The following is an 8,672-nucleotide window of genomic DNA, read 5'->3' on the forward strand; positions in this document are numbered from 1 at the left end:
CGTGCTGGCGGCCGGTCGCTCGACGCGCATGGGCGGGCCGAACAAGCTGCTCGCCGAGATCGCCGGGCGGCCGCTGGTGAGGCATGCGGCGGAGGCGGCCCTCGGGGCAGGCCTCGCCGCGGTTCTCGTCGTCACCGGCCACCAGGAGGCGGCGGTGCGCGCCGCGCTCGCGGGCCTGCCGGTGCGTTTCGTGCACAACGCCGATTTCGCCGAGGGGCTGTCAACGTCGCTCCGGAGCGGGATCGCCGCCCTCGGCGAGGACATCGACGGCGCGGTGGTGCTGCTCGGCGATATGCCGCGCATCTCGTCGGGGCTCGTCGGCAGGCTCGCCGCCGCCTTCGCGCCGGCGGAGGGGCGGCACATCGTCGTGCCGGTGGCTGGCGGGCGGCGGGGTAATCCGGTGCTGTGGGGCCGCCGTTTCTTCGCCGAACTGCTGAAGGTCTCGGGCGACCAGGGCGGCCGGGCGGTGCTGGCGGGGGCACCGGAGGTCGTCGCCGAGGTGCCGGCGGAGACGGACGACGTCCACCTCGACCTCGACACGCCGGAGGCTCTCGCAGCCGCGGGCGGACGTCCCGCTCCTTAACGATGCTGAAGTCCTTGCGGCAAGTTTGACAAAAAAAATCCCCGGGTCGTTTCCGGCCCGGGGCTTCAGATGGTCATCTCCGTGGACGCGGAGTGGTTGAACCCGTCTATCTGCCCATTCGCTGAGCAGCACAATCACGGCCGCATCTTTACCCTACCCGTTGACCTTAACCCCCCGTCCGGGAAATCGCTGCAATTGTCGGCATCCCCCGGAGGCACCGTTTCAGAGCCGCTCCGGGGGGCGTCATCGGGGGGTCATCGCCGCTTCACCGGCGCGTCACGCGCCCCGCCTAACCCGATCCGAACGCCTTCGAATCGGGATGAAGCGGCATGACTCTGGCAGCAGGCGAGGCGCGCAAGGCGACCCAGCGCAATATCGGGCGGGCCGTCTCCCGCCATCGGCCGCTGTCACGGGAAGGCATGCAGGAACAGCTCTTCACGCTGATGTTCTCTGGCCTCGTCTATCCGCAGATCTGGGAGGATCCGGAGATCGACATGGAGGCGCTGGCGCTCGGCCCCGCCGATCACGTGGTGGCGATCGCCTCGGGTGGCTGCAACGTCCTCAGCTATCTCGTCGCCGGCCCGGCGGCGATCACCGCCGTCGACCTCAATGCCCATCATGTGGCGCTGAACCGGCTGAAGCTTGCCGCTGCCCGCCACCTGCCGGACCAGCAGAGCTTCTTCCGCTTCTTCGGCGAGGCCGACAGCCGCGCCAACGTCGCGGCCTACGGCGCGCATCTGCGCGACAGGCTCGATGACGCGACGCGCGCCTACTGGGACCGGCGCGACTGGGCCGGCCGCAGGCGGATCGGGCAGTTCTCCGGCAACATCTACCGCAAGGGCCTGCTGGGCTGGATGATCGGCACCGGCCATGCCGTGGCGCGCCTGCACGGGCGCGATCCGCGGCGGATGCTCGAGGCCCGTTCCCTCGCCGACCAGCGCGCGATCTTCGATGCGGAGCTGAAGCCGCTGTTTTCCTCGCCGCTCGTGCGCTGGCTGGTGAAGAACCCCGCCTCGCTCTACGGGCTCGGCATCCCGCCCGCGCAGTACCAGGCGCTGCTGTCCTCGGCGAAGGCTGGCGGCGGCATGGAAGAGGTGCTGGTGGCGCGCCTCGAGCGCCTTGCCTGCGGTTTCCCGCTGGAGGCCAACTATTTCGCCTGGCAGGCCTTCGGCCGCCGCTACCAGGGCGGGGCAGGGGCCGTGCCGCCCTATCTCGCCGCGGCGCATTTCGACACGGTGCGGGACCGCGCCGACCGGGTGGACGTGTGCCACGAGAACTTCATCGACCATCTGGAGCGCCTTCCCGAAGCCTCGCGCGACGCCTATGTGCTGCTCGACGCGCAGGACTGGATGACCGATGCGGTGCTGAACCGGCTGTGGTCCGCCATCCTGCGCACCGCCCGGCCCGGCGCCCGCGTCATCTTCCGCACCGCCGCCGAGGAGAGCCTGCTGCCGGGCCGGCTCGCGCCGGAACTTCTCGCGCGTTTCCGCTACGACGCGGAGCGCTGCCGCGCCTGGACCGAGCGCGACCGCTCGTCGATCTACGGCGGCTTCCACCTCTACACCCTGGCCGCGCCGTGAGCGCCCCGACCGACGTCTTTCCGGCCGCGGAGAGGATGGATGCCATCTACCGCTGGCAGGTCGGCATCTACGACGCCACGCGCAAGTTCTACCTGCTGGGGCGGGACGACCTGATCGCCGCCCTCGATCCCCCGTCCGGGGGGACGGTCCTGGAGGTCGGTTGCGGCACCGGGCGTAATCTCGTGGTCGCCGCACGGCGTTATCCGCATGCGCGGTTCTTCGGCTTCGACGTCAGCCCCGTCATGCTGGCGGAGGCGCGGCGCGCGGTGGCGCGCGCGGGTCTCGCCGACCGCATCCACCTCGCGAGGGCCGACGCCGCCGGCTTCGATCCGCTCACCTGCTTCGCCCGCGACGGCTTCGACCGGGTGTTCTGTTCCTACACGCTGTCGATGATCCCGCCCTGGCAGGAGGCGCTCGACCGCGCCATGGAGGCGGTGCTTCCGGGCGGCTCGCTGCATGTGGTGGATTTCGGCGGGCAGGCGCAGCTTCCGGGCCTGTTCCGGGCGGGCCTGCGCGCCTGGCTGGCGCAGTTCCACGTCACGCCCCGCGACGGCTTCGCCGAGCGCTTCCGGGACGCTGCGGCGGCGCGGGGGTTTGCGATGCGCCTGGAGCGACCCTTCCGCGACTATGCCGTCCACGCCGTCGCGACGCGGCCGGGCCTTGCTTGACCCCGTCGGCGGGCGAGGTCTATGACCCCCGCCATATGACCCAGGCCATCGAGACCGCCGGCGCCCCCGAACTGACGGTGGTCGTGCCCAGCTACAACGAACGCGAGAACGTGCCGGAACTGGCGCGGCGGCTCGACGTGGTTCTCGCCGGCATCGCCTGGGAGATGATCGTCGTCGACGACGACAGCCCGGACGGCACGGCGGCCGTGGTCAAGGAGATCGCCCGGCGCGACCCCCGGGTGCGCTGCATCCGCCGGGTCGGGCGGCGCGGGCTGGCGGGGGCCTGCATCGAGGGCATGCTCGCCTCCTCCGCGCCGGTGGTCGCCGTCATGGACGGCGACCTGCAGCACGACGAGACCATCCTGCCGGCCATGCTGGAGCAGATCCGCGCGGGCCGTGACCTGGTCGTCGCCAGCCGCAACATCGACGGCGGTTCCAAGACCGAGGGTCTTTCGCCGATCCGCCAGGGGATTTCCGACCTCGGCCGGCGCCTGTCGTCGATGATCCTCAAGGCGCCGCTCTCGGACCCGATGTCCGGCTTCTTCATGATCCGGCGCGACATCGTCGAGGAGGTCGCGCCGCGCCTCTCCACCACCGGCTTCAAGATCCTGGCCGATATCGCGGCCTCGGTGCCGAAGTCGCCGAGCCTCGGGGAAGTGCCCTTCACGTTCCGCGAGCGCGTCCACGGCGAGAGCAAGCTCGATGCGAAGGTAGCGCTCGACTATATCGGCTTCGTCCTCAACAAGCTGTCCGGCGGCATCATCCCGCTGCGCTTCATCTTCTTCGCGCTGGTGGGGACCAGCGGTCTCCTGGTCCACCTCGCGGTGCTCTATGCGGGCCTCGCGGCGGACATCCGATTCGAATGGGCGCAGACCATCGCGACCTATGTCGCCATGACCTCGAACTTCGTCATCAACAACGAGATCACCTACCGCGACGCGCGGCTGAAGGGCCGGCGCTTCCTGACCGGCCTGATGCTCTTCTACATCGTCTGCAGCATTGGCGCCTTCGGCAACGTGGGCGTGGCGAGCTGGCTCTATGCGGGTGACGTCGACTGGTGGCTGTCGGGCCTCGCGGGCGCCGTGATGGGCGCGGTCTTCAACTATGCCGCCTCCGCCGCCCTCGTCTGGCGGCGCTGACATGGCGCCGGAGCTGCGCCCGGTCTGGGCGGGCAGCGCCCGCGCCGTCGTCCTTCTCGTCGCGGTCCTGACGGTCCTGCGCCTCTGGGCGGCGGGCGCGCTCGGCCTCGCCGCCGACGAGGCCTATTACTGGATGTGGTCGAAGAATCTCTCCTTCGGCTATTTCGACCACCCGCCGATGGTGGCGGTGCTGATCCGCGCCTCGACGGCCGTCTTCGGCGATACGGAATTCGGCATCCGATGGCTCTCCGTCCTGCTCGGGGCGGCGGCGAGCCTCGGCGTCTGGCGTCTCGTCTGGCGGCTGACCGGGGATCGCGCGGCAGCGACCGCCGGCGCGGGCCTGGTGCAGGCGACGCTGTTCCTCGGCGCCGGCGCGCTGCTGGTGACGCCCGACACGCCGCTCGTCCTGTTCTGGACGCTCGCCCTTTTGGCACTCGTCGAGGTGTGGCGGACGGGGAAGGGCGTCTGGTGGCTCGCCGCCGGCCTGTCGGTCGGCCTCGCCTTCGTTTCCAAGTACACCGCCGTCTTTCTCGGCCTCGCCATCTTCCTGTGGATCGTGCTGGTGCCCGAGCTCCGGCGCTGGCTGCGCTCTCCCTGGCCCTATGCCGGCGGCACCCTCTGCCTCCTGGTGATGGCGCCGGTGCTGTGGTGGAACATCGCCCATGGCGGCGCCTCCCTCACCAAGCAGTTCGGCCGCGCCGTGCCGAAGGCCTTCGATCCGCGCTTCGTGCCGGAGTTCATCGCCGGACAGGCGGCACTGCTGACCCCCCTGGTCGGGGTCGTGGTGCTCTGGGGGCTCTGGGTGGCGGCGCGGCGCACCTTGCGCGAGCGCGAGCCGGGCGCAGTTCTGATCACCGTCTCGGTCCTGCCGCTCCTCGCCTATTTCGTCTGGTACGGGCTGTTCGACCGGGTGCAGGGCAACTGGACGGCCTGCCTGCTGCCGGCCTCCATCGCCGTCGCCGTGATCGGCGCGAGGGCCCTGCCGGCCGCACCTGCCCTGGCCGCGATTGTTCGGGTCAGCCTGCGCTGGTCGGTGGTGACGGGCGTTCTCCTCGGGCTCTTCGTCATCGGCCATGCGGCCTTCCGGCTGGCGCCCCTCGCCATCGACCCCACCGGCCAGCTCCACGGCTGGCGGGCGGCGGCGGCGGCGGTGGAGTCTGCGGCCGGGCGCACCGGAGCCGGCACCATCGCCACGGCGAGCTACACCACGACGGCGCACCTGCGCTTCTACGGGTCCGGACGGCCGCCCGTGGTGCAGTTCGGCGAACGGCTGCGCTATGCGATGGAGCCGGAGCCCGACGCTGCCGCCATCGCCTCGCGGCCCGTCCTGGTGGCCGTCGAGAGCCGCCGCGAGGCCGAGGTCGTGGCGCGCCTCGGCCGTTTCTACCGGGTGGTGGAGCCGGCCGGACGCGTCGAGCGCCTCTGGCGGCCGCGGTTCGGCCTGACTGACCGGATCGACAGCCTCGCGCTCTACCTGGTGCGCGAGCCGCGGGCGCCTGGACTGCCGGACTTCGCCGCGCCCCCCCCTGACCGCTCAGTGATGGCGCCATAGCGACAGGCCGGCATAGAACCCGCCGGCGCCGCCGCGGTCGCGCGCATAGCCTCCGGACAGGCGCAGGCCGACCGGCCCGATGGTGAGGCCGGTCACGTGCAGGCCGAGGCGAGTGCGCAGCGTGCCGTGATGAGCGCTCAACGTCGCCTCCGGCCCGACATGGACGCCCGCGCCGACCAGGTAGCCCGGCGCGATTCGCAGGCTGGCGGCGTTGAAGGGCGTCGCATAGGTGGCGAAGAGCTGCACCGCGACGCGGTCGGCTGGCGTGAGCCACGCGTCGACGGCGATTGCGGGGCCGAAGCGCGTGCCGACCTGCGGGTCGGGCAAGGCGGGGGAGAGGCGGCGCGTCTCCATGGCGAGACCGGCGAAGAGCGTCGCCGAGCCCCAGCGGCCCTCCTCGCGCCAGCCGGCCATGAGCCGTGCGGCGGTCGAGGTTTCCGCGACCCGGTCAGGCAGGGCGGGGTCGATGCGGAAGCGCGAGAGGCCTGTGCCGGCGGTGAAGCGGAAGGCGACCCCCCGGCCATCCGGGCGCCGCCAGGGTGAGAGGTCGAAGCCGGCGGAGAGATAGGTGCCGTCAAAGGCGGCGTCGATGCCGAGGAAACTGGTGGAGCGCCGTTCAACGGCGGCTTCGGCGAGCGCCGCGGCCGGCAACCATGCGACGGCGATGGCTCCCCACACTCCCCATGCGCGCATGGCGCATTTCCACACGGAAACCGACATGCCGCCATATGGGAGATCACCGGATGATTGCGCCGCTGCCCGTTCCGGGGCGGCCCGTTAACCGGTCGCTAACCATGCCGGCCGCTCAATCCGGGAGATGCGTTCCGGATCACGGGGCGCCGACCAGTGCATCGTCGCAGCTTCGCCGGAGGCCGTCATGCCAGAGCAGTCCCCATCCCTCGCACCGCGCCGCGCCGACGCGGATTTCGTCCGGATGATCGAGGGCTATTCCCTCACCACCGCCGAAATCCTCTACCGCATGCCGGACCATCCGCTGCTGCTGCAGACATATCTCTGGCAGGACTACGACCAGGCGCCTTATTTCCCGGTGCTGAAGCGCTTTCTCGCCTTCTGGGAGAGGAGCCTCGACGGCCGGCTGCACCAGGTGACGGTGGTCTCCTCCCGGCTGGTCAGGCCTTGCGAACTCCGGGTGGCGCAGAGTCTCGCCTGGCTGCACTGACCGGCGCCTATTGTCGCAAGGGCCAGCGGCGCGAACGAAGGGCAGTGGCGGGATGCGGCGGGGCGACGTATGGTCAGCGCCTTCGTCCCTGCCGGAATCTCTCGTGCCCGCCCCTGAAAAGACCTCGCAGATCATTGCGGCACTGATGTCGGCCCAGTCATCCAGCCATGCGGAGGTGCTGGGGAACCTTACGGTCGGCGACCTCCTGGCATCGTTGCGCTCGCGCGCCTTCGGACTGTCGCTGATCCTGTTCGGCCTGCCGAACCTCCTACCGATTCCCGGCCTGCCGATCCTCACAGGCATCGTTCTCCTGCTGCTCGCGCTGCAGATCGTCGTCGGTCGCGAGGTGCCGTGGCTGCCCGCCCGCATTGCCGGCACGACCCTGCCGCGCGCCAGGCTGACCCAGGTGGTGAACCGCACCCTGCCGCTGCTCCGGCGGATCGAGACCGTCACGCGTCCGCGCTTCGCCCTGGCGGCGGGGCCGACCGCCCGCCGCCTCGTCGGCATCGCCGTGCTGGTGCTGGCGGTGCTCCTGATCATCGTGCCGATTCCGTGGATCGGCTCCATGCCGCAGGGCCTCGCCCTCTGCGTGCTCGGCCTCGGCTTGACGGAGCGCGACGGTGTTCTCGTGACGGCGGGCTTCGTGCTCGCCGCGATCGCCACAGCGGTCGGTGCCGGAATCGGCTACACCGTCGTTGCGAGCGCACTGGCCGTCCTGTTCTGACGACGGCTTGCCCGCCGAGGAGAGACAGGCCCTTGCAGGTGAATTCCGACCCTTCGACGCTCAGGACTTCCGAGGTCTTCCTCGCCCTCAAGACCGTGGGTGAGGGGGACCGGATCTCGCTGGCGCAACTGACCGAGACCCTCGGAGACCGCGCCTTCGGCCTCCTGGTGCTGATCTTCGCCCTGCCCAACATCATCCCGATGATCCCCGGCGTTTCCACCGTCTCCGGCGTCGTCATCGGGCTGGTCGGACTGCAGATGATGGTCGGGCGGCATGCGCCCTGGCTGCCGTCGGCCATCGGTGACAGGTCGCTGCCGCGCGCCCAGCTCGCGGCGATGGTGGACCGCACGATCGGCTGGGTGGCCAAGCTCGAACGGGTGGCGCGGCCGCGCTGGACCTTCCTGACCCGCGGCCTCGGGCACGTCGCGCTCGGCGCCATGTTCGTGCTGCTCGGCGGCATCCTCGCGCTGCCGCTGTCGTGGATCGGCAATTTCCCGCCGGGCGTCGCGCTGGTGGTGCTGTCCATCGGCCTTCTCGAGGAGGACGGGATGCTGGTGGCCGCCGGCCACGCCATCGGCATCGTCGCGACCGTGCTCGTGGTGGCGCTGGTGGTCGCGCTGGTGGCCGCGGCGCTGGCGAGCTTCGGCTGGCTGACCTCCTGAACCCGCGGACGCCGCTTCACTTGCGTGCGCGCGGGCAGTATGGTCCGCGCATCTTGGACGAGGACCTGCCATGGCCGATCACATCGTGCCCCATTTCGCCAATGACGACGGCGTCGCCGTCATCCACATCGGCGTGAAGGAATTCCAGTGCATGGGTGCCCGCGCGCCTTTCGACCATCCGCACGTCTTCCTCGACATGGGCGGCGACACCGAGATCGTCTGCCCCTACTGCTCGACGCTCTACAAGTACGACTCCGCGCTCCATGCCGACGAGACCCGTCCGGCCGGCGCCTATGTGAAGACCCTCGCCGACGCCTGATCCGGTGGCGGGCCCGCGCAACGTCACCATCGCCGGTGCCGGCATCGGCGGCCTGACGGCTGCGCTCTGTCTCGCCCGCTCCGGTTTGAAGGTGACCGTCCTCGAACGCGCGACCGCGCTCGAGGAGGTCGGCGCCGGCATCCAGCTCTCCCCCAACGCCAGCCGCATCCTCATAGCCCTCGGCCTCGCCGAGGCGCTGGCCGCCCTCGTGGTGGCGCCGGCGGGCATGGACGTGCGCGCGGGCACCTCGGGCGCCGTCCTTGCC

General features: G+C 70.8%; 11 protein-coding genes. 10 read left to right on the top strand and 1 reads right to left on the bottom strand.

The window, feature by feature from the left end; translation table 11 throughout:
* From ACT6XY_RS21455 to ACT6XY_RS21475, 5 genes are all read left to right on the top strand, one after another.
* A partial coding sequence (locus tag ACT6XY_RS21455) for a nucleotidyltransferase family protein (RefSeq protein WP_444750342.1) occupies positions 1-583 on the top strand: 583 nt, incomplete at its 5' end.
* A gap of 329 nt (positions 584-912) precedes the next feature.
* On the top strand, positions 913-2,163 hold the full coding sequence (locus tag ACT6XY_RS21460; protein WP_444750343.1) for a DUF3419 family protein: 1,251 nt from the start codon (positions 913-915) through the stop codon (positions 2,161-2,163).
* Positions 2,164-2,198: 35 nt separating this feature from the next.
* Positions 2,199-2,831, top strand: coding sequence for a class I SAM-dependent methyltransferase (locus ACT6XY_RS21465; RefSeq protein WP_444750344.1), 633 nt, complete (start codon positions 2,199-2,201; stop codon positions 2,829-2,831).
* Positions 2,832-2,866: 35 nt separating this feature from the next.
* Positions 2,867-3,970, top strand: a complete 1,104-nt coding sequence (locus ACT6XY_RS21470; protein ID WP_444750345.1) for a glycosyltransferase — start codon at positions 2,867-2,869, stop codon at positions 3,968-3,970.
* 1 nt (position 3,971) lies between these two features.
* Positions 3,972-5,522: a glycosyltransferase family 39 protein gene (locus ACT6XY_RS21475; RefSeq protein ID WP_444750346.1), complete on the top strand. Its 1,551-nt coding sequence runs from the start codon at positions 3,972-3,974 to the stop codon at positions 5,520-5,522.
* Here ACT6XY_RS21475 and bcsS read toward each other — a convergent pair.
* Complete coding sequence (gene bcsS / locus ACT6XY_RS21480) at positions 5,505-6,215, bottom strand: cellulose biosynthesis protein BcsS (protein ID WP_444750347.1); 711 nt, start codon at positions 6,213-6,215, stop codon at positions 5,505-5,507. The genes ACT6XY_RS21475 and bcsS overlap by 18 nt on opposite strands.
* A 184-nt stretch (positions 6,216-6,399) precedes the next feature.
* Between bcsS and ACT6XY_RS21485 the strand changes: the two genes are divergently transcribed.
* The 5 genes from ACT6XY_RS21485 to ACT6XY_RS21505 form a co-directional block, all read left to right on the top strand.
* Positions 6,400-6,702 carry an usg protein gene (locus ACT6XY_RS21485; protein WP_444750348.1) on the top strand — a complete coding sequence of 101 codons (303 nt, stop codon included), beginning with the start codon at positions 6,400-6,402 and terminating at the stop codon, positions 6,700-6,702.
* A gap of 103 nt (positions 6,703-6,805) precedes the next feature.
* On the top strand, positions 6,806-7,426 hold the full coding sequence (locus ACT6XY_RS21490; RefSeq protein ID WP_444750349.1) for an exopolysaccharide biosynthesis protein: 621 nt from the start codon (positions 6,806-6,808) through the stop codon (positions 7,424-7,426).
* Positions 7,427-7,464: 38 nt separating this feature from the next.
* A complete protein-coding gene (locus ACT6XY_RS21495) occupies positions 7,465-8,088 on the top strand; it encodes an exopolysaccharide biosynthesis protein (protein ID WP_444750352.1) in 624 nt (207 codons plus the stop codon).
* A gap of 70 nt (positions 8,089-8,158) precedes the next feature.
* The gene (locus ACT6XY_RS21500; protein WP_444750350.1) at positions 8,159-8,407 is read left to right on the top strand and encodes a zinc-finger domain-containing protein; all 249 of its coding nucleotides are present in this window, start codon (positions 8,159-8,161) and stop codon (positions 8,405-8,407) included.
* A 4-nt stretch (positions 8,408-8,411) separates the two neighbouring features.
* Positions 8,412-8,672: FAD-dependent monooxygenase (locus ACT6XY_RS21505; protein ID WP_444750351.1), on the top strand; the 261-nt coding region annotated here is incomplete at its 3' end.

This window comes from Phreatobacter sp., assembly GCF_052440005.1.
Lineage (GTDB): Bacteria > Pseudomonadota > Alphaproteobacteria > Rhizobiales > Phreatobacteraceae > Phreatobacter.